Source organism: Niabella terrae, from assembly GCF_054783135.1.
This window is the reverse complement of record NZ_BAAGRD010000008.1, coordinates 687,054-710,272: the sequence shown is the minus strand read 5'-3', so window position 1 is coordinate 710,272 and position 23,219 is coordinate 687,054. Positions and strand designations below refer to the sequence as shown.

Genomic DNA, 23,219 nt, shown 5'->3' with positions numbered 1-23,219 from the left:
ATCAATGGCCTTGAAAAAAATACAACTGAGTTATCGAAAGATTATCGATAGCGAAAGCAGCGGGTACTGGGATAAAGCGGTTTTTGAAGCTACTTACAAAGAACTGCTGATGCAATTCCAGTATTATAATAGCGAGAAGCAATACACCAGCTTTTCCGATCTGTTACAGCAAGTGCCGGCGGTAGAAAAACTACATTTTCTGGTGAGTTCTGCAGCAACAGGCTATATCAGGCAACTGCATGGGCGGATTCCTGATATTAAAAACGCTTTGGGAAAAACTTGTCTGCCTTTTCATCTGTTTCGTTTCGAGATCATAGACAGTGATATCCGGGACCGTCAGCGCCATCGGATTTCCATTTATTTTTATAGTGAACCCTTGTTATGGCTGGATACCATCGGAGCATATTTGCTGATTTCCACGGGATCCGAAAAACAGATGCAGGATAACAATCCACTGGAAACTGACCTGGTGGCATTACAGCCATTTCTAAGTATTCACTCCATCCAATATCCCATTCATGAAACCTCCCTGCGCTGCAACGATATACTTAGCTGACCATTATCGGAAAATGGAAACAGAAACGACCAGATGCATTCAGGCTATTACACCCCAGCGACCCGCCATGCCGCTGCTCAGGCAACTGACCGACTTTACCCTGGCACCTCTATGCTCCCAGGATCATTCTCTTTCCCCGGTCAGTATCCTGCTGCCGGTCGTTGGCACCTTACAAGTACAGATCGGGGCTGAGGAAATTGAAATACCCTGCGGTGAAATTCTGATTTTTAATGGAGCGCGCCCGATTACTATTACCAACCCCTATGAATCCTGTCTGGTCAACTACCTGGTCATCGAAATACAGGCGTCCTACCAACAGGGCGAGGGCTTCTCGCGATATGCTTTCAATCTGGGGTTGACCCAAAATGAAATGACGGATCTTTTCCATTCTCAGGATTTGCGGGTCTCGATCGGAAAATTTGAAATGCGCCGGGAAGCCACATACAAATTATGCAGTCAAAATAATCGATGTTTTTGCTTTGTCATACAGGGATCCTTCGAAATCGAAGGCCGTTTGCTGCACGACCGGGACAGCCTGGCCATCTGGGATACAGATCAACTGGAGCTGGAGTCCCTGGGAGGGTCCTCGATTCTGTTTTTATTGGAACAATTAGAATTACAATATTAACCGCATCACCCCTTACCCCACAGGCTAATTAAAAATCGGTGGTGGGCTAATGCGGTAGTTTATGCCGTAAGGATCCATAGACCCAGGTACCGGCAATTGCACTCAGCAAAACAATGACCACGACGGAAAAGCCGGCGCCGATCTGGCTGTACAGAGGTCCGGGGCAGGCGCCGGTCATGGCCCAGCCCAGCCCGAAGAGCAGGCCACCATATACCTGGCCCTTCTGAAATCTTTTCGGTGCGATATCGATCGTTTCGCCTCTTAAAGTTTTCAGGTTCCATTTTTTGATCAGCCAAACCGATATCGTACCCACAAGAACCGCAGAACCGATCACTCCATACATATGAAAACTTTGCAGCCGGAACATTTCCTGGATCCGGAACCAGGAAATAATTTCCGCTTTGACAAAGAGAATGCCCAGAAAAATGCCGGCCAGTAAGTACACCCAACCAGCCTGCCGTCTGCCTGGCTTTGTTTCGATGGCAGGATCTCCATTGGGCTCAGTCCTTTGGGAAGCTGTGGTGCTGTTTTGTATGAATTGAGGTTCCATATTATCAGACATATTGTAGAATGTAGGGAAGAATCAGCCAGGTCATTATAAAACCGCCGATCATAAAACATAACGTCGCTACCAGGGACGGCCATTGCAGGTTACTCAATCCCATGATCGCATGACCACTGGTACAACCACCGGCCCAGCGGGTACCAAAGCCCACTAAAAAACCACCACCAACCATCAAGAGCAATCCCCTGCCCGTCATCAGTCCCTGCCAGCTAAAAATTTCGGGTGGCAATAAGGAGCCTTCCGGCCGGATCCCAGCAACCTGCAATTGGGCGGTCAGCGCAGGTGATATTTGCAGTCCCGCCGGATCAGCTAGGAACCGGATGGCAATAAAGCCGCCGAGCGCCATTCCTGCTACGAAAAACAGGTTCCAGGACTCCCGCTTCCAGTCGTATTTAAAAAAGGATATGCCGGCTGGTATACAAGCCGCACAAATATGACGCAGACTTGAAGAAACACCGAACTTCTTATTGCCCAGCAACAACAGCAGGGGTACGATCAGACCAATCAGTGGTCCGGCCAGATACCAGGGCCAGGGCTGCTTTATAAAAGTCATCATGTTGTTTTGTTTTTGAATATTCTAAATTACAGAAGACCGGGCAGCTGGCAAAAATTCCGGTGTCAGTATCCTTGTAAGCGACGCCGCGCTGCGAATTATTCTTTACCTTTCCTTTTCATGAAAAAGCAACTGGGTATTTTCGATCTTACCATGATCATGGTGAGTTTTGTCATCGGGATGGGTATCTTCCGGACCCCCGTCAATGTGGCCCAGGCCGCACCCGATATACTCACATATTTTCTTTGTTGGCTGGCGGGCGGATTGGTAGCGCTTTGCGGCGCCCTGACCTATGCGGAGATCGGCGCACGCATGCCGTCCACAGGCGGCTATTATCGGGTCTTCGCCTACGCCTACCATCCTTCGATTGCTTTTGCTATCAATTGTATCATACTGGTAAGTAATGCGGCTTCCCTGGCAGCTGTAGCCCTGGTGGGCAGTGAATATATTACCGGCGTTGTTTTTCCACAGGCCACAGATACCACCACACCTGAAGTCATGGTGGCAATTGTATCTGTTATTATTTTTTACGGAGTAAATATGCTAGGTCTTAAAATGAGCTCCCGGACGCAGAATCTATTGATGCTGGTAAAAATCGGCCTGGTCATCCTGTTGATCTTACCGGTATTTTTTGCCGAAACGCCGCCTTTGCAGGAAATCTCCAGTACAGCATCAGCCACCCCCGGTATTCGGGACTATATCAAATCCTTTGGCATCGGACTGGTAGCGGTAAGCTTCACTTTTGGTGGCTATCAACAGACGATTAATTTCGGCGACGAAGTCAAAAACGCCTCCCGTACCCTGCCCCGAAGTATTTTTGCCGGTATCCTGCTGATCGTCACCCTCTATATGCTGGTGAACTATGCCTATGTCAAAGTAATTGGTTTTGAAAACCTGAAAGAAAGTAAAAATATTGCCGCGATTATGGCCGCACAGGTGCTGGGTCCTAAAGCAGAAATCATTCTTTCCGTTCTGCTATTCCTCGGCGTCCTAGGATATATCAATGGTTCCCTGCTCAGCAATCCCCGTGTGATGTATGCCATGAGCCGGGATGGCGTATTGCCCGCTCTCTGTGGCCGTACCAACAAAAAAGGCGTGCTGGTGGCTTCTTTAAGTATCTTCTCTGCGATTGCGGTACTGGTAGTTTTCTGGGCGGAAGCTTTTGACCGGATTCTGAGCTTTACGATTTTTCTGGATTGTTTTGGCATGGCACTCTCCGCAGCCAGTATTTTTGTCATCCGCAGAAAAACAGCGCATCTGGATGGCACCGGTATCTATAAAATGCGCTGGTACCCGCTGCTACCCCTTCTGTTTATTATCACTTATATTTTTGTAGCTGTCAGTATCACACTGGACTATCGCAACAATGGGTATGCCGCGCTAATTGGCAGCGGCGTACTGTTATTTTTTATGTGCATCTATTTTGCCGCTTATCATGGTCGCGATAAAAGAAAAACATCATGAACCTTTCTTCCATTATCAATGAATTGGGCGAAGACCGCAGTAATTATTTCAACGCCATCGCGCCGCCGATCTTTCAGGCCAGTAATTTTGCGTTTGACGATATTGATAGTTTCGGACAGGCGTTTACGGATGAGCGATCGGCCTACTTGTACAGCAGAAGCAATAACCCTACGACGGCCATCCTGGCCCGTAAGCTGGCGGCGCTGGATCAGGCAGAAGATTGCCTGCTTTTCAACAGCGGCGCCGCAGCCATCTATGCCGGGGTGATCGCCCATCTGAAGGCCGGAGATCATATCGTTTCAGTAAGTGATCCCTACAGTTCGGCCCGACAGCTTTTTGACCGCAGCTTACCCCGGTTCAATGTCACAGTCAGTTATATTGATGGCAAGACGATCAGCGACTGGGAAGGTGCCATCCAGTCCAATACCGTCCTGTTTTACCTGGAATCGCCCAATAGCTGGACCTATCAGCTGCAGCCTTTACAGGAAATTGCGGCACTGGCCCGTGCCCGTGGGATCATTACCTTTATCGACAATACCTACTGCGGTCCGCTTTATCAGCCTGTCATCACCGCCGGCATCGATATAGCCATGCAGACTGCCACCAAATTTATCGGAGGCCATAGTGATACCCTCGGTGGTGTGCTCTGCGGCAGCAAAGCCATGATTAAAAAAATTTTTGATGCGGATTTCATGACCATCGGCAGCGGACTGCAGCCTTTTAATGCCTGGCTATTGCTTCGCGGTTTGCGCACCCTGCCGATGCGGCTGGAGCGGATCCGTCAAACCACCGAAAAAGTGGTGGCTTTTCTGGACAGTCATCCCCTGGTAGAACGTATCATTCACCCATTTCATCCTGATTTTGAACAGTATACGCTGGCCAGGTCCCAGATGAAAGCTGCCCCAGGCCTGGTCACTATTGTCCTGCAAACCCAGGCGCGTCGGGACATTATCCGGTTCTGTGAAAGCCTCCGGCATTTTTTGATCGCCGTAAGCTGGGGTGGCCATGAAAGCCTGGTTATCCCACGCTGCACTTTTATCGGGGAGGCCGATTATGATCCGACGCAGGAAGCCCATCGCCATATCCGTCTCTATTTGGGTCTGGAAGATCCCGACTACCTGATCGATGATCTCGGCCAAGCCCTCCATCAGGTTTCGGGGACATGAGCTGACATTCTTCCTGCTCCCGCAGGGAGGAAACCAATGTAAGGGCCTGGTACAGGGTTTCATGCCAGGTTCTTGAATCCTAGGACTTTAGGGTATCTTTAGAGGGCTTATCCATTTTGAAAATCACTAACAATCAGTTGTTTTTTTGGAAAATGGTAAAATTCTGCGGATTTAGCGGGTTAAATATATATTTGCCCCCGGGTCCGGGTATTTTGGTATATGTTTTGCAGCATTTTGGTTCTTTTGGAAATAAATGGTGGGGAAACCGGGAATTCGAGCAAAATTACCCGTGAAAACTGTTTTCTTTTGTCGGGAATAACTGCCCGGACTGACATACAGCCGACAACCAAATTATCAACCAATCGGGGATGAAACGCAGGGATAAACTTCTATATTCCAGTAAGTAGTGATTCTGCTGCGCTTCAACCGGCATTTTAAAACAAACAACTAGGAATGAAATATTTGCTGATCGCATTTGCCGCCTTACTGACTTGTAATATTAGTTTTGCCCAGAAGGGGCTGCGTTTAAAAAAACTGGTTAATAAAAGATCCTCACATTCCTCCACCCTCCCGCTTTCCGTAGTGGAAATTCCTACCGGGACCTTTATTATGGGTGACCAGACGGATAGTTCGTCCGTTACAAAAATTGAGCAGACCAAGCCCGTACTCATTAGTGGGTTTTATATTTCCCAGACAGAGATCACCAATGCACAGTACAAGGAATTTGTGTACTGGGTCCGGGATTCTATTGCTGCCAAGCTGCTGGGGGCTCCTTATATTACAGTAGAAGCGGGAGATACGGCCATTAATTGGAAAGAAGCAGAAAAAATCAATTACAGTGATCCTGAAATCATGGCCCGGCTGGAACCGATCCTGATTGACCCTTCCCGCAGTCTGACAGGTAAAAGAGCGATTGACCCCCAGAAACTTACCTACCTGATGCAGGGATTCAATTATCAGGAAGCCGCCAAAAAAGAAAACCGCAACCGTAATCCCAACGAGTTCATTTACCGCTATGTCGTTCCCGTTTATCCCGATACCCTTTGCTGGATGCGGGATTTCGGATACTCCAATAATGAACAAATGGCCGTGGGGTATTTCAATAATATCAAATACCAGAATTACCCGGTAGTGGGTGTTAGCTGGACCCAGGCCAATGCGTTTTGTGACTGGATGACGAAACAGAAAATTTACGTACATCAGATCAAGAACCGGTTGGCCGAAGGCGGTAAATGCCGTCTGCCAACCGAAGCAGAATGGGCCTACGCCGCCAGTCTGAATGCAGCGGAACATGAATCAAAGAAAAGTCGTAAGGAAAGAGAAAAAGACGCCGGGTCAGCGGATGGTGAAACGGCACCGGCAGAAGCCCAGGGTAAGATTTTTCCAGTCTATGTCAACAGCAGTGAAAAAGGTGCCGCGGGCATCTACAATTTGGCGGACAATGTATCGGAATGGATGATCACCTCCTATTACGAGGGAGGCGAGAATTTTCAGAACCGCTTCAACCCCGATATACAGTTTGGCACACCCGATTCAAAATCTAAGTTTCAACGTCGCAAAGTACTCCGCGGAGGTAGCTGGAAAGATGCGCCTTCACTGGTTACGACGGACAACCGTTCATTTGATGATATGGAAGCCACGCACTCCTATCTGGGTTTCAGAGTAGTTATCAATCTTCCTCAATAAATCAATAAATACACAAAATAACATTATGTCTGCAGAAAAAAATACAACGATACAGCGTTACCTGAATGTATTTTTCTCGCTGGGTGCGGTACCCGTGCTTTTGGGCGCCTTGTTCAAACTGACCAATACCGCCCCTATCGGTAATCCGGATACCTGGCTGAAGTTGGGCTTGTATACAGAGGCCCTGGTATTTTTAGTATATGCTTTAATGTATGCTTTCAAACCTGAGGTATTGGATGATGCAGCCACTGTAGCGGTACTTGAGACATCGGCTAAAGGCCCGGCAGCGAGCGGCAGTTCCCTGGCATCCCTAGATGAGATGTTGCAGGCAGCCGATATCACCCCAGAATCACTGGGCCGTCTGAGTGAAGGTTTTAAATCCCTGGAGGCCAATATCAACCGGATCAGCAGTGCTTCCAACAGCATCGTGGAGACAGAAGAATATGCCAAGCAGGTGAAGGAAGCTACCCTCTCCATGCACCGGGTCAACACTTATTATAATAAACTGGCGGAAACTTCTCATGCACTGGTTGACAGTGCCGAAGATGCCCGGGCAACACAGAAGGAAATGGCCGAAATGTCTAAAAACCTGGCCAAATTGAACCAACTGTACAGCAGTATGATCGCTGCCATGCAGGTGAAGGGCGCCTGATCACCGGAATCAACAGCAGTGAAAGGCCGAGCTTTTAGCGAACGCCCTGACTGTGATCGATTTCTCTGAAAAAATGAGCATTAAACCTCAAATCGTAAATCTCAAACGACAAATAAAACATGGCTTTACCTAAAGAGCCCAGGCAAAAGATGATCAACCTGATGTATTTGGTGCTGACAGCATTGCTGGCACTGAATATATCCAGTGAGGTATTGAATGCTTTTAAGACCATGAATAAAAGTTTTGCCAATGCCGGAGCCACCATCGATAAGAAGACCCAGAACATCTTTGCCTCCTTTGAAGAAAAAATAAATGATCCAAAGACCAGGGACCTGGCCGCTATCTGGAAGCCCAAGGCCGACCGTGCCCGGGACCTGTCCGAGGAAATGAATCATTTTATTGAAGAAATCAAAAACAAAATCAAACAGGACGCCGGCGCCAAGAAAGACGGAAGTTATAACGAAAAAAATACCAATGCTTCCACCAAATTACTGGTAGACGAACCCCTGGGTAAAGAACTGTACCATAAATTACAGGATTATCAGAAATCAATGCTGGGTATTGATCCTAAAATTAACGAACAATTCAAAAACAGCTTTCCGCTGGACCTGACGATGCCGCAGGTGCAGAACAAGAGCAATAATACCTGGGAGGCTGCCTATTTCCGAAGAACTCCGGCCATCGCTGCCATTACAATGCTGTCCAAGTTTCAAAGTGATATCAAGAATGCGGAAGCCCAGGTAGTAGAATACTGTCATAACCAGATCGGCGAAGTCAACGTGGTTTATGATGAATTTCAGGCACTGGCTACGGCGAATGCACAATATTTATTGCCTGGAAGCGAATTTACCATCACTGCAGGCGTGGGTGCTTTCAGTAAGAACGCCCGGCCGACTGTAACCATTGACGGCACACCTGTTCCACTGAACGCCAACGGACTCGCTGAATACAAAAGCATTGCAGGCAGCCCCGGTAATTATACCCGAAAAGTCAATATATCATTTGTAAAACCTGACGGAACCACGGCCAGCCTTGAGAAGGACATTAATTATACAGTAGCCGCACCCACTGGTCTTACCGTTAGTGCGGATGCCGTAAAAGTGCTCTATATTGGTCTGGAAAATCCGGTATCGGTCGGCGGCGGCAGCGGCACCAACGCACGCAATATGCGGGTATCGATCAGCCAGGGTTCCATTTCCGGATCTGCGGGTCGCTATATTGCCAAGGTGACTACGCCGGGCACGGCCAAGATCACCGTTAATGATGGCAAAACCACAACAGGATTTGATTTTCGGGTGAAATCGGTTCCTACGCCGATCGCCATGGTTGGCAACAGCAAGGGTGGGCGTATGCAGGTCAATTCCTTTAAAGCCCAGGCGGGTGTAAGAGCAGAACTGGAAAACTTTGTATTTGAGGGCGTAAAGTTCACCGTTTCCAGTTATACCATGACTTTTACCGGGGCAGGTTATCCGGAATTTATGCATAAAGCTGTTTCCGGAAATTCTTTCAATTCCGTACGCAGCCTGATCGAACGTGCCCGACCGGGTGCGACGATCACTATTGATGAAATCAGGGCCACTGGGCCAGGCGGTACCAGAAGTCTGCCACCCATTGCATTCAATTTATTTTAAATTTTCGAAGGCCTTGACCGGGCGCAACCATCCGGCAAGGCTACTAAATGAACATAAATTACAGATCATGAAGTATAGCATTGTTTTAAGTCTGATCGTCCTTTGTTTTGTTTCCGATTCCCTTTGGGCACAACGGGCGCCCCGCAGTGCCTACGACACCCCCTCCACCCCTGCTGCCAACAATACCAAAAAGGCAACCGAGAAAAAAACAGATACCGTTCCTGAAAAAACAACGGGTGGTGAAAGTGGCGACTATCAGGACGGAAACCAGCCATTATCCGCAGACCTGCTTCCGATAGAAGTGGTAGAGGATGAAGGTGATGGCGGCCTGTATGGGACCACCAAACCCTCGTTAAGAAGAGACAATATTCTGGAAGACAACAATACCGACAGTACAGCCAAACCACTGGATTATACGCCGCTGTATTCTTCCGATGCCCTGTATCGGGTACGGGTATGGCGCACTATTGATGCCCGCCGGCCGCAAAATGCCAAATATTTCTACAATAAAGCGATCGAAGGCGAAGACAATAAGCGCCTGATCAATATCATGCTCAAAGCCATCAAAGAAGACGGCGTACAAGCTTTCAGTAATATCGATGACCGTTTCACTACGCCAATCAGCTTTGACGAAGCATTGGCAGGATTTGGGGGCGGTACTGATACCTCTGCCCGGTACGACATGGAAGGTAATATTGCGGGTTACCAGGTGCGCAGCAGGGCTGTATCACCCGATTCCATTTACAGGTTCCGACTGAAGGAAGAATGGCTCTTTAACAAAAGGGACGGTAAAACCTATGTTAGGATTCTGGGTATCGCACCGGTAACCAGTTACACTACTTCCGATGGTTATACCATGGATAACAGTGAACATGCCGTATTCTGGATCTATTACCCCGATCTTCGTAAAACCCTGGTTCGCAATAACATCACCAATCCATTGAATATTGGCGGCTATGTGACCTGGGAAGAAGTTTTTGAAAACCGGCTTTTTGAGAGTACGATTCTCAAATCTTCGCTGGATGCACAGAATGGCTTTAATAAAACGCCGCTTAGTTCGCAACAGGCTGCAACTATTCAAAGTCAGCTGAATAACCTCAGCGCACAGGGCTGGGCGAAGTAAACGACCGCATCCGGTCGCAGAAAAGACCAGGGGAGAACAATCAATAAAAATCCGGCAGGAATGGACACACCTGTTCCAGAATCGGATGATATTAAAAATATTAAACAATATAACATGAAATGTAAAGTCCTTTTTACTGCAGCTTTAATCAGTTTCCTGAGTCTGGGGCTGCAGGCACAGGAATTTGTCGCTCAGAAAAACAGCGTCGGCATTGCCGGGGGTGCCACCAGTTATACCGGTCACTTCAGCGTTGATGCGCCACTGGATCTTCAAAGTTCACTCTACGCATCGCTGATGTACCGCCGCCGCATAGTCAAACAGCTCTATGTCAGGGCTGAGGGTATGGTGGGACGATTGCGCGCTGACAATCGCGGCGTTGAAGAGCAGGCAGATAACCACCCAGGTGCTTTCCAGACAGAAATCGGCGAACTGAGCGCCAAGCTGGAATATGAATTTCTGGATCTCTATAAACATCGGGTCACCCCCTATGTCATGGCGGGTGTGGGTGGATATGGCCTTTTCAACTATTATTCTACAGAAGGAAAGAGAGACAACAACGATAAAATCGGCTTCGTGATGCCGGTGGGTGGTGGTGTTAAATATAATGTCAACAACCGCTTTAAAATATTTGCCGAGGGCAGTGTGCGTTTCTTTAATAAAAACCTGGACGGATTGACCACAGAAACCGGTAACAATCCGAATAAATACTATACCGCGGGTATCGGATTGATTTATGAACTCACACCTTTCAATCCGCTTTGGTAAAATCGTTTATGCTTATTACTCAAGATGCGGGCTTCGGTCCGCATTTTTCATTTTCAGCCCCCCCGTCCGGTTTGACCAGACTGCTATGTTCGATGTCATCATCGCGGAAAAGGAAAATAACCGGAGCATGATTGCTTAGATTTAGCGGGGCAAAACCCGCATACCAGCCTTGTTCCAGCGGCAGATATGCCCCCCATCCCGTGATGGTAACCAATTTGGCCCTATGGGCGAAAGACGACAAGAGTCGTCCGATATACCGCTTTCCGCCGATAGCGAAGCTGCTGTCCCGGGTCGACAACGAAATGATCCTACCCTCACGAAGCCCAATTATGAACTTACAGGAATCATATTCCCGTTGCGCCATGTCAACAAAATTCCCTGAATGGTGCAAGAGCTTTCTATTGGTTTGAATGCTGTCGGTCCAGACTACCCCCAACTTCGGCAATGGCTGGGCCGTCAGCCGGCTACTACCCACTGTGGTACAAATTAAGATCAGCCAGCATCTTGACATTATTTGTCGGGGAGCATCCCGGCGTACCAGCCTGCTGATGGTTGTTTTCATGAAAAGCATTGGCATCGACTTCTTGAAAATTTGATGACCGAAGTCAACTCAGAACGGTAGCCAAACAAAGCGCTGAGCTGGCTTCCGATTGAAGGTATCGAAAAAAATTTAACTCTTAATACTGACATCCACCCATAGGCTCTATACATAGTGGTATTGTGGGGACCTGCCTTGAATGCACTATATTTGTTCACACAAATAACCTGCAATGACTCCCATGCGACCGATTCTAGTATTGTTGGCTGTATTATATTGCTGCACTGGCTTTTCTCAGGAAAAATGGTCGCTGAAGCAATGTGTGGAATATGCCATGGCCCATAATATCTCGGTAAAACAAGCGGATGTACAGAGCCGTTTTGACAAGCTGACCCGTGATCAGAGCATCCTGAGTCAGTACCCACGTATCAGCAGTCAGCACAGTGGCGGGTATCAGTTCGGTCGGTCCATCGACCCGACTTCCAATATGTTTACTACCAATGAGATCCTTTTCGCCAACCACAGTATCGATGTTGGCCTGGATCTTTTTAACTGGTTTAGCAAAAAAAATACCATTGCTGCCAATAAATATCTGGCGCAGGCCAGCATGGCCCAATTGGAAAAAGCCAAAAATGATGTGGCCCTTAATGTGGCCAATGCCTATCTGGCCGCCCTACTCAACAAGGAACAGATCCGCATCAATGAAGGGCAGTTGCAACTCACCAAAGACCAGACGGATAATATCAGAAAACAAGTAGCGGCTGGAGCCCTACCGGAGCTCAATCTGGCGGAATCAGAAACCCAACTGGCCACCGACAGTTCCAACCTGATCACGGCCCGGACCAATTATGTACTCTCGCTGCTTCAGCTGAAAGCACTGCTCAATCTGGATGCCGACCTGCCTTTTGAAATCCAGGCACCTCCGGTCGATGCCATTCCGGTGGCTTCTCTGGCAGAACTGGATCCTCAGTTGGTGTATCAGTCGGCCCTGGAGCACCTGCCCCAGCAAAAAATAAATGAACTGAACCTGCTCGCAGGTGAAAAAAATGCCGCAGCCGCCAGGGGCGCACTGTATCCGACGCTTTCATTTTTTGGCGGTTTGAACTCCAGGTATTCCAATGCGCAGCGACAATTGCCCAGCAATTACCAGATGATCAATACGCCGATTGGTTCGGTGAATGTAGCGGGTACGGACTATACCGTATATACCGCCTACAATACGCCTACCGGTTTTGATAAAAACACCTATCTGAGACAGCTGAATAATAATTTCAGTCAGAATGTCGGCCTGGCTCTGACCATTCCGATTTTCAACGGCGGCGCTGCCCGGACCAACTGGAAAAAAGCCCTGCTGAATGTGGAATCGCAGCAACTCCTGAAAGAGCAGGATACGCGAACCCTGAAACAGGATATTTATCAGGCACATACCAATGCGGTAGCCGCCATCCAAAAATTTAATGCAGCAAAAATTGCGGTCCGGAATGCACAGAAAGCCTTCGATTATGCCAGGAAACGTTTCGATGTAGGTTTGTTACAACCCATTGACCTGATCATCAATCAAAATAACCTGTTCCGGGCGCAAATCAATCAGGTATCTGCCCAGTACGACTATGTTTTCAAAATGAAGTTGCTGGAATTTTACAAGGGACAGGGACTGTCACTTTGATCGGTCAGGTGATCGCTTCTCTACCCAATTTTCCGGCGATCGCGCGGGCCACCCTTTCTCCGTCCATGGCAGCACTCACGATGCCACCCGCATAGCCCGCCCCTTCTGCACAGGGATACAATCCTTTGTATTGGGGATGCTGGAGTGTGTCCGGATCCCGGGGGATTCTTACAGGGGAAGAAGTCCGCGACTCGGTAGCCACCAGGACGGCTTCATTGGTGAAGTAACCCCGCATTTTTTTCCCGAAGGCCCGGAAACCTTCCTGCAGGCTCCGGTAGATAAAGGGTGGTAGCACTTCGCCCAGATCAGCGGGACTGATACCCGGCAGGTAGGAACAGCCGGGCAGATCGGCTGAAATTTTTCCATCACAAAAATCAACCATCCGTTGTGCCGGTGCTTGCAAATTACCCCCACCGGCAAGAAATGCGGCCCGTTCTACCGCCTGTTGGAACCGCAGCAGTACCAACGCATCGGATTCGGCATTCTGCCCTTGCTGCCGTAACCAGGGCAGGACCCGGGCCTGATCCACCTGAACCACGATTCCTGAATTGGCATAAGGATTATTGCGCTTGCTGGGTGACCAGCCATTGACGACAATTTCCCCTGCTGCAGTTGCGGCTGGTGCGATGATGCCTCCGGGACACATACAAAAAGAAAAGACACCTACGCCTTCCACCTGCTGCACCAGGCTGTAGGAAGCAGGGGGCAGCAATGGATTTCTTTGGGGCATTTTATATTGAGCCGTATCGATGCAGCTTTGGGGATGTTCTGCCCGCACACCCAGTGCAAAGGGCTTGGCTTCAATCCGGATACCCCTCGCTGCCAGTAGTAGAAAAATATCCCGGGCGGAATGACCGGTTGCCAGAATAACGCCCAGACCTTCATAACGCGTTCCATCAACCGTAATAACGCCTTTCATCCGGTCATCTTCCAGGATAAAATCTATGACTTTATGCTCGAAGAGCACCGAACCGCCACAATCGATGATCTGTTGTCGCATGGCACTGATGATCCCAGGCAACTTGTTGGTACCAATATGCGGATGGGCTTCATAAAGAATTTTCTCATCGGCGCCAAAATGAACGAACAGTTCAAGGATTCTTTCCACATCCCCTCTTTTATGACTCCGGGTATAGAGCTTTCCGTCACTGTAAGTGCCCGCGCCGCCCTCACCGAAACAATAATTACTCTCCGCATTGACCCGGCCCTCCTTATTCATCGCCGCCAGGTCACGGCGCCGGGCACGTACGTCCTTGCCCCTTTCCAGCAAGAGGGGACGCAGGCCCATTTCCAGCAATTGCAGGGCTGCAAACAATCCGGCGGGTCCTGCGCCTACTATAATGACGGGGGGCTGCTCCGCCCGAACCTGTTTGAAGTCAAAGACTTTTCGCGGACGCGGAAGCGCCGGCTCCTCAATATAAACGAGCAGCTGCAACTGGATCCAGGGTTGCCGGCCACGGGCATCAATTGAACGGCGGAGAATAGTATAACCCTGTAAAAGGGCATCAACGACACCACAGGACGAGACAATGGTGCGCCGGAGCCGGGCGGCATCCGCCTCGGTTTCCGGTGTTACTTTTATGGTAATGTTTTTTTGCATACGGTCAGGTAATTATCCCGAAAAGAGCTACAAAGAAACCGAAATTTTCCGGCACTTCATTGAAGACAATGTTTTATAAACCGTGCCGTAAAACCCAAAAGTCTTTTGCTTTTGGGATCTAAGGCACAAAATTGTTTTTTTGTTTAATATAGTATATTTGTCACATCAGTATAAGATGTAAAAACCTCGTAAGGGACTTGCGCATACACGTGTGGAGTGATAGTAAGACTTCTAACTCCTCGGAGCAGTAAGCAAATCGCTGTGAAGCACGAAGCACATTGGTCTTTAGCCAATGGGTAGTTCACTTTCACATCCCCGACGCCCCGAACATCAGGGTTGGCGCTGGCCCCTGTCGATGAAAGATATACCGGCAGCATTGCTCCGCCCTTCCAAAAGGCAGCAACCACATTAATTCGTTTACCCATGACAGCAATAGATTTTACCACCGTTTTAAAAAAATATGGCAGTAACGGGGATAAAACCGGCTGGACTTATCTGGAAATACCGGCAGAACTGGCGGTGCAACTCCATAGTCAGGATAAAAAGGCATTCCGTGTTAAGGGTCGTATCGATAATTTCGCATTCACCGGCACTTCGTTGATACCTGCGGGTCAGGGTAATTATATCATGGCAGTTAACGGGTCCATGCGTAAAGGAATCAGCAAAAAAGCCGGCGCCACGGTTCGGATCCGGATGGAAGCGGATCAGACAGCTTACCAGCTGCATCCGGAATTTCTGGCCTGTCTGAAAGACGACCCCGAAGCGGATGCGTTTTTCCATACCCTGTCACGCAGCCATCAGCATTATTACAGTAAATGGATAGACAGCGCCAAAACCATTCCTACCCGGGATAAAAGAATTGCAATGGCCATAACGGGTCTGGCCAGGAAAATGGATTATGGAACAATGATCCGTTTCCATAAAAACAATTCCGCCTAAACTCCTCCAGTCCTGTCCGGTAGTCCGGCACCTGCCGCCAAGGGGTCGCTGGCTGTGTTTACAGGGCAACCAGACGCGTACCACCGGCGGATACGGTTAGCTCATGCATCACGCCGCATTTCAGCGGGAAATTATCGATCTGATGACCGACCGGAAAATCAAAACATACCGGATAGTTGAACTCCCGGACCCGTTCCGTGATGATTTCGTAGGGTGTGTGTCCAAAATATTCGCTGGGATCATCCTGCTTGTATTTTAAGCCGCCGATAATCAGCCCTGCCAGTTTGTTGAGTTTGCCGCTGCGTTTCAGGTTCCAGAACATACGGTCGATACTATAAAGGTATTCCCCCGTATCTTCTACAAACAGTATTTTCCCATCGGTATCAATATCAGATGCAGAAGCTGCCAGGCTTTCCAGGGTTTTCAGGTTGCCCCCTACCAGCAACCCGCTTGCTTTTCCTGGCCGGTTGTACATGCTGTGGGATGCGCTGTATTCCAGCGGTTCACCGCTGAGCGCCTTGCGAATCGAAACAATCGTATCCTGCTGGAGGGCGGGCGCCGTAGCCCAGACATCCGGAAAACTGTTGCACATTTTGGAATGCAGGGTGGCAATACCAAGGTTTTGATGTATATGGGAATGCAAAACAGTAATATCGCTGAACCCGATCACCCATTTGGGATGCGCCTGAAACCGACTCCAGTTGATCCCATCAACGATGCGCACGGAACCATAACCGCCGCGCGCGCACATGATCGCCTTGAGCTGGGGGTCATCCAGCATGGCCTGCAGGTCCTGGAGCCTTTCGGCATCCGTGCCGCCAAAAGTATGGTCTCTTTTTCCTATGGTTGAACCTACCCGAATCTTGAACCCCCATTGCTGCATCAGGGTGGCTGCCGGAATGATTTCCTCCCGGGTAATATAACCCGCCGGAGAAGTAATCCCGATCATATCTCCCGGTTGCAGGTAGGGCGGAATTTTTCCGGCTATTGCCGGCCGGGCAGCCCGAAGTTGCGTATTTCCCAGCGAAACTGCGGTCAGCCCCAGCGCGACCGACTTCATAAAGCTTTTACGTTGCATAGCCACGAAGATAGTGAACTGCATTGGCTAAGACCACGGGACTAAGTTCGCCCAGTGCCTGGAGAAGTGCATTGAAAACCGCAATACTACACATGATTTTAATACTTGTTGGGCATATATTCCGGCCCGGGATTCGGGCGCCTGGAAGAGGTAATGCGGTGCCGGGTGGCAATGTCTGTCAAGTATTTACTATAGGATATTCTATACTTTTTATTGTATTTAATGGTCAAATAAAAAATCTTACTTAATAATGCGTCGCTTGTGAACAGGCCTGTTTTTAATTACACCGAATAATTTTCTATCCCGCTTACCATCCTTCGATCTACAGGACAGGCATTTTCCGCCCTCCCAGGTATAAGCCCCGGATGGCAGAACAGCAGTAAGCGGATAAACCTATGCTTTCCGATAGGGCTGCTTGGCTAATAATAATTACTTTTGCAGGCTAATCAAAAGTTATTACTTAAAAGATTATGAGCGAATTTAAAAGAGTATTGATAACGGCCGCCCTGCCTTACGCAAACGGCCCCATACATATAGGACATCTGGCAGGCTGCTATATTCCTGCGGATATCTACGCCCGGTATCAGCGTGCGCAAAAAAGGGATGTAAAATTCGTCGGAGGCAGTGATGAACATGGTGTGCCCATCACCATTCGTGCCATGAAAGAAGGTGTAACGCCGCAACAGATCGTAGACAAATACCATCATCAGATCAAGACCAGCATGGAGCAAATGGGTATTTCATTTGATATCTATTCGAGAACATCCAGCGCTGTCCATCACCAGACCGCAGCAGCTTTCTTTACCAACCTTTACGATAAAGGACTTTTTGAGGAGCGGGTTGCAGAACAATATTATGATGAAAAAGCCCAGATGTTCCTGGCGGACCGGTATATTACCGGCACCTGTCCGGTATGTGGTAACGAAAGCGCTTACGGAGATCAGTGTGAACGTTGCGGAAGTTCGCTGTCTCCCGAACAGCTGATTCAACCGCGCAGCACACTGAGTGATGCCATTCCGGTCAAAAAGAATACGAAGCACTGGTATTTTCCACTGCAGGATTATGAACCGTTTCTGAAAAAATGGATCCTGGAAGATCATACTGAATGGAAAAACAACGTCTATGGTCAGTGTAAAAGCTGGCTGGACAATGGCCTGCAGGCCCGCGCGATGACGCGGGACAGCAATTGGGGAATAAAAGTACCGCTGCCGGATGCTGAGGGCAAAGTACTTTATGTCTGGTTTGATGCACCAATCGGATATATTTCTGCCACCAAGGAACTGACGGAACAATGGGCAGATTACTGGTGCTACGATGCAGCAGCAGGTGAAAAGCCGGACACCAAGCTGGTACATTTTATTGGCAAGGATAATATTGTTTTTCACTGTATTATATTTCCGGCCATGCTGAAAGCACATGGTAATTATGTACTGCCCGAAAATGTACCTGCTAACGAATTTCTGAACATAGAAGGCGAGAAAGTATCTACCAGCCGCAACTGGGCGGTTTGGGTGCATGAATATATCCAGGACTTCCCTGGCTGTGAAGACGTATTGCGCTATGTTTTATGCGCTAATGCGCCTGAAAACAAGGACAATGATTTTACCTGGAAAGACTTTCAGGACCGCAATAACAATGAGCTGGCTTCCATTTTCGGAAATTTCGTCAACCGGACTTTTGTACTGATGCATAAACTCTGCAATGGAAAAGTTCCGCCATTGCATACCGATCAGCTGGATCAGCTGGACCAGGGAATTATTGCTGATATTGAAGCTTCGAAAGCCCGGGTACAGTCCGCCCTGGAGCATTACAGATTCCGGGATGCACTTTTTGAAGTAATCGACCTGAGCCGCAAAGGCAATAAGTACATGCAGGAAAAAGAGCCCTGGATCGTTGCAAAAAAACTGGCTGACATACCAAACGGACAACATAGTATTGACAATTGTCTACACCTCTGCCTGCAATTAACCGCCAATTTGGCGATTCTGATCAACCCCTTTCTGCCTTCCACTGCCTGCAAAATGCTGCACATGATGAAAGTTGTGGAGAAAATGCTGGATTGGGAAAACGCCGGCAGCATCGACCTGTTGCGGACGGGCTATAGTTTGCGGGCCCCCGAAATACTGTTCAGAAAAATTGAGGATGTAGAGATTCAGGCGCAAATCGAAAAGTTGAAAGCTGGCAGCCTGACCTCCGCCCCTGCCGCAGTACCGACAGCAGCAATTGCAGCGCCTGCCGGTGCACCACCCGTCAAAGAAGTGATCCAGTTTGATGATTTTGCTAAAATCGACCTGCGTAGCGGTACCATTCTCAGTGCTGTTAAAGTGCCCAAGGCCGACAAACTGCTGCAGCTGGAAGTAGATCTGGGCTTTGAAAAACGCACGATCGTTTCAGGACTGGCCCAGCATTATGACCCCGCCGACCTCACCGGAAAAAAAGTTGTCGTAGTCGCCAATCTGGCACCCCGTAAAATGCGTGGTATCGAGAGCAATGGCATGATCCTGATGGCAGAAGACAGTGATGGTCAGCTTCGATTTGTCAATGCCGGCGAAACGACAAGTAACGGCAGCAGCATCAATTGATATATGGGAGAACCCAGGAAATGGTCCGATATGCTATCGGGCCATTTTTGTATATTTAATTAGATATTTTCCGTATCTTATGATGTCTAATTGCCCAGGAATTGAAGAAGAAAAGAATTAACCTAAGAGAGTTACAATTAAAACGCCTCCGCTTCAAGCGGTTAACCTACCGCGGGGCTTTGCTCATGCTGGGTATTATCGCAACCGTTGTCATTGCGTTTAACTTCTGGTTTATTGATCATGCAGAAGAAGCTTTGGAGCAGATTGTATACAATCAGTCCAAAGGTAAACTCCGGCTGAAAGTGGGCAATTTCAGGTTTAACTGGATCAGTAATAAAATCCTGTTGCAACAGGCATCCATCTACAGTACCGACAGTACAGCACCGGTCTCTTATGCAGTTAATACCAAACAAATCATGTTGAAAGCCCGGGGCTTTCTGCCCTTACTAATCCGTAAAAGGCTTTTTATTGATTCAATTCGAATGTCGGCTCCCAGCGTAATTTTTACCCGTCATACAGCACGCATAAAACCAACCAGGGCCGATAAAGATTCCATCAGGGCGGCGGGTGGCGAGGAGACTTTCTCGGTTGCCCGTGAAATGGGTCGGATCACCAAATCCATCACCAATGCGATTGAAGTATTGCATGTGGATAAATTCCGCCTGGACAACGGAAGTTTCTCGTTGGTGGACAAAACCTTACCGGCACAAAAACCTTTTGCAGTCAGCAATATCTACATCCAGCTGGACAATCTCCAGTTTGACAGCAGCGGTACAGGTGAAAGCGGGACGCAAAAAATCGGATTTACCGACAATATCGCCGTGCGTACTTTCAACCAAAGTATCGCATTCCCCGGTGGCCGACATTTTATATCTTTTAAGGATTTCAGGGTGAACCTGCAGCACAAACGCGTAGAATTTGACAGCTGTACCCTGCGCGCCATCAGGGGTGACAGTTCCAGGACTGCTTTCAGGATATTTTTTGATAAACTGCAACTGACCAATATTAATTTTGATTCACTTTATAGTTCGGAAACCATCATTGCAGATTCCGTATTCTGTAACCGGCCACAAATTTACCTGGATATAGACAGTGACCAGGGTCAGGTCAGGACGCAGGAAAAAAAGGCCGGCTTTGAAAAAGTGGATGCCGTTATTCAACAGATGTTGGGCGATCTTGAACTGAATTATGTAGGTGTAAAAAATGCCAATATAGACATCAGTACCATTAAACACGGCCGGGCCAGTACTTTTTCCTCCCGTGACAATAATTTCGAAATGTACGGCCTGACCGTACGGCCCAATCAGAACCATCCGATCACTATGGACCGGTTCATGATGTCACTGCATAATTTCGAAAATGTGCTCGGAGACGGCCGTTACCGGATTTCCTTTGATAGTATCGGTTTCGAAGATAAACTGATCAATTTAAGCAAATTTTCCTTCAGGGAATATGCGGGCGGCCGTGCCATCAAAAGTCTGAGTATGCCCAGTTTCCAGGTCAGAGGTCTCTCCTGGGAGTCTTTGTTATACGAAAACACATTTTCTGCCCAATCGGCCGTATTCCAGAGCCCCGTAGTGGATTACCGGGCCGGTGGCGGGCGACGTAAAAGAAAACCAAGCAATATTTTTGAGACTCTGAACAGTATTGATGATGTCATGGACCTGAAAAATCTGGGCATCAGCAACGGGGATATTACCCTTCATTTCGGCAGGCGTACTTCCCTGCATCTTCAGAAAACCAATCTGGACCTCCGCGCCAATGATCTCACCAATTCCAGCAGGATTAAAAATGTACAGCGCTCGATCAACGAACTCAATTTTGAAAAAGGCGTTTTTAAAAGGGGGGCACTGACTGCAACGCTCCGGCGGGTTCGGCTCTCCGAAAACAAAACAGGGCTGCAGGCTTCGCATATGGAAGTCCGGTCGCCCGAAATCAACTCCCAGGCTTCCGGCATCAGCATTGGTTCGGTCATTCTGGACAGTACCCGGCAAAGTATTGTCATGGATGGTGTAAATTGGCGCGAAGCTGCCATCCAACTGCAGAAGCAGTCAGGGAGCAAATCCGGCATTAAAGCCGATCAGCCCCGCCGCCGCGGTAAAACACGACTGATGCTCAAAAATATAGAGGGTGGACAGACCCGTATGGATCTCCAATTGGGACAGCAGTCCATCCACGGAAATTTTCAAAAGATTCTGATGCAATCCTTTTCCCAGGACCCTGCCGGTAAACCGCAAATCCTGGGACTGCGCCTGGAAGGTAATGGTTTTGAATGGCTGAGCCCGGAACAAAGGCTGACCGTGGGAGCCCTATCTATAGCTGATCAGAGGCGGAGTGTGCTGCATCAGATTGCTTACGAAAAAAACAATCAACGGGATTCCATTTCAGCCCGGATACCCCGGCTCGTCATAATTCCAAATATTACAGGACTGATGAATGGACAGCTGGTGTTGAAAGGATTAGAAGTCACCGAACCCGTGCTGCGGGCCCGGTTGGGGCGAAAGGATCCTGAAGCCGCTCAAAAACCGTCGCCGAAAATCCGGATCGAATCCTCGCTTTTTGAAAGGCCCGATATCCAGCTCACTATTCCGGGTAATGAAGATGCTGTGAGTCAAATCAGCTGGAACGGAGTCAAACTCAACAGTTACCTCAGGCTGAGCGGTCTGGAATCCTCTGCCGACATACCTTTAAAAGCAGATCAGATAAAAATGTACCTGACCAATTTTGTATATCGTTCGGCCAAAGGCCGTAAGATTGCCACTAATGACAATAAGCTAAACTTTGAGTTCAACCAGGTGCTGGTGAAAAAAAATGAAAAGAATAAACTCGACTGGAAGGCTGACCTCAATATTCTGTCACTCGACAAATTGTTTTTCGACAGCCTCGGTCGCAATAATGCGGAACTCCGGCTGGATAAAGGTGATATCCGGCATCTGGCGCTGAATTCCGCCTATATCCACCAGCCAGCGGCGGTAATCGCCAATAGTCGAAATCTGCAGATCAACGGCACCAACGGACAATTCAAGACCGGCAAACAGACATTGCGTTGGGAAGGCCTGACCATGGACCATAATATCCTGGGCATGCAGTCCCTCAGCCTCATGCCACATCAGACGGTGGAGGAATACCGGCAGGGCAAAGCTTTTAACGAAGACTACCTGAAAATCAAAACCGGTAAAATCCAGGCAGGGCCCATAGATATGGACTTGTTCCGGCAGGACAGCATCCTGCATATCGGTTATATCCAGATCGATGATCCCGACCTGTTTACTTTCAAGGACAAGACCCAGCCCGACACCGCAAAAAAATACAAGCCACTACCCGCTGAAATGCTCAGAGACGTTAACAGCCCGCTGCAGATTGATAGCCTGCGGATCAACAATATGCAAGTGACGTATTGGGAAATTAATCCCAATACCGACAGCCTGGGTATAATTCCCGTATATGATCTGAATGTATTGATGCGCGATCTTAAAAATTACGATATTGGTCCCCAGGACAGTATTTATATTAATGCTTCCGCAAAGGTTCTGGGGCATCTGGATACCCGGTTGGATCTGCGTCAGTCTTATAGTGACACCAGTGGCGCTATGCGAATGCAATTGCATACCGGCCCCATGGATCTCGGTGAATTCAACTCCGTGCTGGTACCGCTGGTCGGCGCCAGGGTTTTTGCAGGCGATCTCAGTGCGCTGGACATCGATGCCACGGGGAACAATAATACTGCAATAGGGACCTCACATATGTACTATCGGGATCTGAAAATCGGCCTGCTGGACAAAAAAAACCTGTCCCGGCAGCGCTTCGTTGATAAAATTGTCAGCAAGCTGGCTATGGCATTGGTCATCCGCAAACAGAACCCCGGCAAAGCCACCCCCCTGTTCTTTGAGCGCTGGAAAGATAAATCCGCGATCAACTATATTATCAAGATCAGTCTGGAAGGTATCAAGTCGGGTATCGGTTTGCCCGGCAGCAAAAAAAAGCTCAGAAAATACAATAAAAGGCAGGCAGCTGCGACCAACTGAGG

18 protein-coding genes are annotated in these 23,219 nt (G+C 48.5%); 13 read left to right on the top strand and 5 right to left on the bottom strand.

The annotated features are described in order from the left end of the window. Positions 1–10: 10 nt before the first annotated feature. Positions 11–556 carry a hypothetical protein gene (locus tag ACYVI9_RS11220; protein ID WP_460764596.1) on the top strand — a complete coding sequence of 182 codons (546 nt, stop codon included), beginning with the start codon at positions 11–13 and terminating at the stop codon, positions 554–556. A gap of 13 nt (positions 557–569) precedes the next feature. Then, positions 570–1,184, top strand: coding sequence for a pirin family protein (locus ACYVI9_RS11215; RefSeq protein ID WP_460764594.1), 615 nt, complete (start codon positions 570–572; stop codon positions 1,182–1,184). Positions 1,185–1,230: 46 nt separating this feature from the next. Here ACYVI9_RS11215 and ACYVI9_RS11210 read toward each other — a convergent pair whose 3' ends face one another. Then, entirely contained in the window at positions 1,231–1,734 is a 504-nt protein-coding gene (locus tag ACYVI9_RS11210) for a DUF6691 family protein (RefSeq protein WP_460764592.1), read from the bottom strand. A 4-nt stretch (positions 1,735–1,738) separates the two neighbouring features. Beyond that, on the bottom strand, positions 1,739–2,305 hold the full coding sequence (locus ACYVI9_RS11205) for a YeeE/YedE family protein (RefSeq protein WP_460764590.1): 567 nt from the start codon (positions 2,303–2,305) through the stop codon (positions 1,739–1,741). Positions 2,306–2,422: 117 nt separating this feature from the next. Here ACYVI9_RS11205 and ACYVI9_RS11200 point away from each other — a divergent pair, with 117 nt between their 5' ends. The 7 genes from ACYVI9_RS11200 to ACYVI9_RS11170 all read left to right on the top strand — a co-directional run bounded on the left by ACYVI9_RS11200 (position 2,423) and on the right by ACYVI9_RS11170 (position 10,789). After that, a complete protein-coding gene (locus tag ACYVI9_RS11200; RefSeq protein WP_460764588.1) occupies positions 2,423–3,766 on the top strand; it encodes an APC family permease in 1,344 nt (447 codons plus the stop codon). Next, positions 3,763–4,932: a trans-sulfuration enzyme family protein gene (locus tag ACYVI9_RS11195; protein ID WP_460764586.1), complete on the top strand. Its 1,170-nt coding sequence runs from the start codon at positions 3,763–3,765 to the stop codon at positions 4,930–4,932. The genes ACYVI9_RS11200 and ACYVI9_RS11195 overlap by 4 nt, the downstream gene beginning before the upstream one ends. Positions 4,933–5,385: 453 nt before the next feature. Then, positions 5,386–6,618 carry a T9SS ring complex lipoprotein PorK/GldK gene (gene porK, locus ACYVI9_RS11190; RefSeq protein ID WP_460764583.1) on the top strand — a complete coding sequence of 411 codons (1,233 nt, stop codon included), beginning with the start codon at positions 5,386–5,388 and terminating at the stop codon, positions 6,616–6,618. A 25-nt stretch (positions 6,619–6,643) separates the two neighbouring features. Further along, positions 6,644–7,270, top strand: a complete 627-nt coding sequence (locus tag ACYVI9_RS11185; protein ID WP_460764581.1) for a GldL-related protein — start codon at positions 6,644–6,646, stop codon at positions 7,268–7,270. A 119-nt stretch (positions 7,271–7,389) separates the two neighbouring features. Beyond that, positions 7,390–8,901: a type IX secretion system motor protein PorM/GldM gene (gene porM, locus ACYVI9_RS11180; RefSeq protein ID WP_460764579.1), complete on the top strand. Its 1,512-nt coding sequence runs from the start codon at positions 7,390–7,392 to the stop codon at positions 8,899–8,901. 67 nt (positions 8,902–8,968) lie between these two features. Next, positions 8,969–10,024, top strand: a complete 1,056-nt coding sequence (gene porN, locus ACYVI9_RS11175) for a type IX secretion system ring subunit PorN/GldN (protein WP_460764577.1) — start codon at positions 8,969–8,971, stop codon at positions 10,022–10,024. A gap of 114 nt (positions 10,025–10,138) precedes the next feature. Continuing rightward, positions 10,139–10,789, top strand: a complete 651-nt coding sequence (locus tag ACYVI9_RS11170; protein WP_460764575.1) for a DUF6089 family protein — start codon at positions 10,139–10,141, stop codon at positions 10,787–10,789. A gap of 19 nt (positions 10,790–10,808) precedes the next feature. On the opposite strand, the gene ACYVI9_RS11165 is transcribed toward ACYVI9_RS11170, so the two are convergent. After that, positions 10,809–11,300, bottom strand: coding sequence for a hypothetical protein (locus ACYVI9_RS11165; protein ID WP_460764573.1), 492 nt, complete (start codon positions 11,298–11,300; stop codon positions 10,809–10,811). Positions 11,301–11,568: 268 nt separating this feature from the next. Here ACYVI9_RS11165 and ACYVI9_RS11160 point away from each other — a divergent pair, with 268 nt between their 5' ends. Continuing rightward, the gene (locus ACYVI9_RS11160) at positions 11,569–12,993 is read left to right on the top strand and encodes a TolC family protein (RefSeq protein WP_460764571.1); all 1,425 of its coding nucleotides are present in this window, start codon (positions 11,569–11,571) and stop codon (positions 12,991–12,993) included. A gap of 4 nt (positions 12,994–12,997) precedes the next feature. On the opposite strand, the gene ACYVI9_RS11155 is transcribed toward ACYVI9_RS11160, so the two are convergent. Further along, a complete protein-coding gene (locus ACYVI9_RS11155) occupies positions 12,998–14,593 on the bottom strand; it encodes an NAD(P)/FAD-dependent oxidoreductase (protein WP_460764569.1) in 1,596 nt (531 codons plus the stop codon). 423 nt (positions 14,594–15,016) lie between these two features. Between ACYVI9_RS11155 and ACYVI9_RS11150 the strand changes: the two genes are divergently transcribed. Beyond that, positions 15,017–15,532 (top strand): DUF1905 domain-containing protein, encoded by a 516-nt coding sequence (locus ACYVI9_RS11150; protein ID WP_460764567.1) that lies wholly within the window; start codon positions 15,017–15,019, stop codon positions 15,530–15,532. 58 nt (positions 15,533–15,590) lie between these two features. Here ACYVI9_RS11150 and ACYVI9_RS11145 read toward each other — a convergent pair whose 3' ends face one another. Further along, a complete protein-coding gene (locus ACYVI9_RS11145; RefSeq protein ID WP_460764565.1) occupies positions 15,591–16,592 on the bottom strand; it encodes a S66 peptidase family protein in 1,002 nt (333 codons plus the stop codon). Positions 16,593–17,080: 488 nt separating this feature from the next. Between ACYVI9_RS11145 and metG the strand changes: the two genes are divergently transcribed. Together metG and ACYVI9_RS11135 are read left to right on the top strand one after the other, a co-directional pair. Beyond that, positions 17,081–19,192, top strand: a complete 2,112-nt coding sequence (gene metG, locus ACYVI9_RS11140) for a methionine--tRNA ligase (RefSeq protein ID WP_460764563.1) — start codon at positions 17,081–17,083, stop codon at positions 19,190–19,192. A gap of 101 nt (positions 19,193–19,293) precedes the next feature. Beyond that, positions 19,294–23,217, top strand: coding sequence for an AsmA family protein (locus ACYVI9_RS11135; RefSeq protein WP_460764561.1), 3,924 nt, complete (start codon positions 19,294–19,296; stop codon positions 23,215–23,217). The last annotated feature ends 2 nt before the right edge of the window (positions 23,218–23,219 follow it).

Bases quoted from the DNA above. Each gene is read 5' to 3' on its own strand.
- ACYVI9_RS11215 (WP_460764594.1), top strand. From the start codon at position 570: ATGGAAACAGAAACGACCAGATGCATTCAGGCTATTACACCCCAGCGA.
- ACYVI9_RS11210 (WP_460764592.1), bottom strand. From the start codon at position 1,734: ATGGAACCTCAATTCATACAAAACAGCACCACAGCTTCCCAAAGGACT.
- ACYVI9_RS11205 (WP_460764590.1), bottom strand. From the start codon at position 2,305: ATGATGACTTTTATAAAGCAGCCCTGGCCCTGGTATCTGGCCGGACCA.
- ACYVI9_RS11200 (WP_460764588.1), top strand. From the start codon at position 2,423: ATGAAAAAGCAACTGGGTATTTTCGATCTTACCATGATCATGGTGAGT.
- ACYVI9_RS11195 (WP_460764586.1), top strand. From the start codon at position 3,763: ATGAACCTTTCTTCCATTATCAATGAATTGGGCGAAGACCGCAGTAAT.
- porK (WP_460764583.1), top strand. From the start codon at position 5,386: ATGAAATATTTGCTGATCGCATTTGCCGCCTTACTGACTTGTAATATT.
- ACYVI9_RS11185 (WP_460764581.1), top strand. From the start codon at position 6,644: ATGTCTGCAGAAAAAAATACAACGATACAGCGTTACCTGAATGTATTT.
- porM (WP_460764579.1), top strand. From the start codon at position 7,390: ATGGCTTTACCTAAAGAGCCCAGGCAAAAGATGATCAACCTGATGTAT.
- porN (WP_460764577.1), top strand. From the start codon at position 8,969: ATGAAGTATAGCATTGTTTTAAGTCTGATCGTCCTTTGTTTTGTTTCC.
- ACYVI9_RS11170 (WP_460764575.1), top strand. From the start codon at position 10,139: ATGAAATGTAAAGTCCTTTTTACTGCAGCTTTAATCAGTTTCCTGAGT.
- ACYVI9_RS11165 (WP_460764573.1), bottom strand. From the start codon at position 11,300: ATGTCAAGATGCTGGCTGATCTTAATTTGTACCACAGTGGGTAGTAGC.
- ACYVI9_RS11160 (WP_460764571.1), top strand. From the start codon at position 11,569: ATGCGACCGATTCTAGTATTGTTGGCTGTATTATATTGCTGCACTGGC.
- ACYVI9_RS11155 (WP_460764569.1), bottom strand. From the start codon at position 14,593: ATGCAAAAAAACATTACCATAAAAGTAACACCGGAAACCGAGGCGGAT.
- ACYVI9_RS11150 (WP_460764567.1), top strand. From the start codon at position 15,017: ATGACAGCAATAGATTTTACCACCGTTTTAAAAAAATATGGCAGTAAC.
- ACYVI9_RS11145 (WP_460764565.1), bottom strand. From the start codon at position 16,592: ATGAAGTCGGTCGCGCTGGGGCTGACCGCAGTTTCGCTGGGAAATACG.
- metG (WP_460764563.1), top strand. From the start codon at position 17,081: ATGAGCGAATTTAAAAGAGTATTGATAACGGCCGCCCTGCCTTACGCA.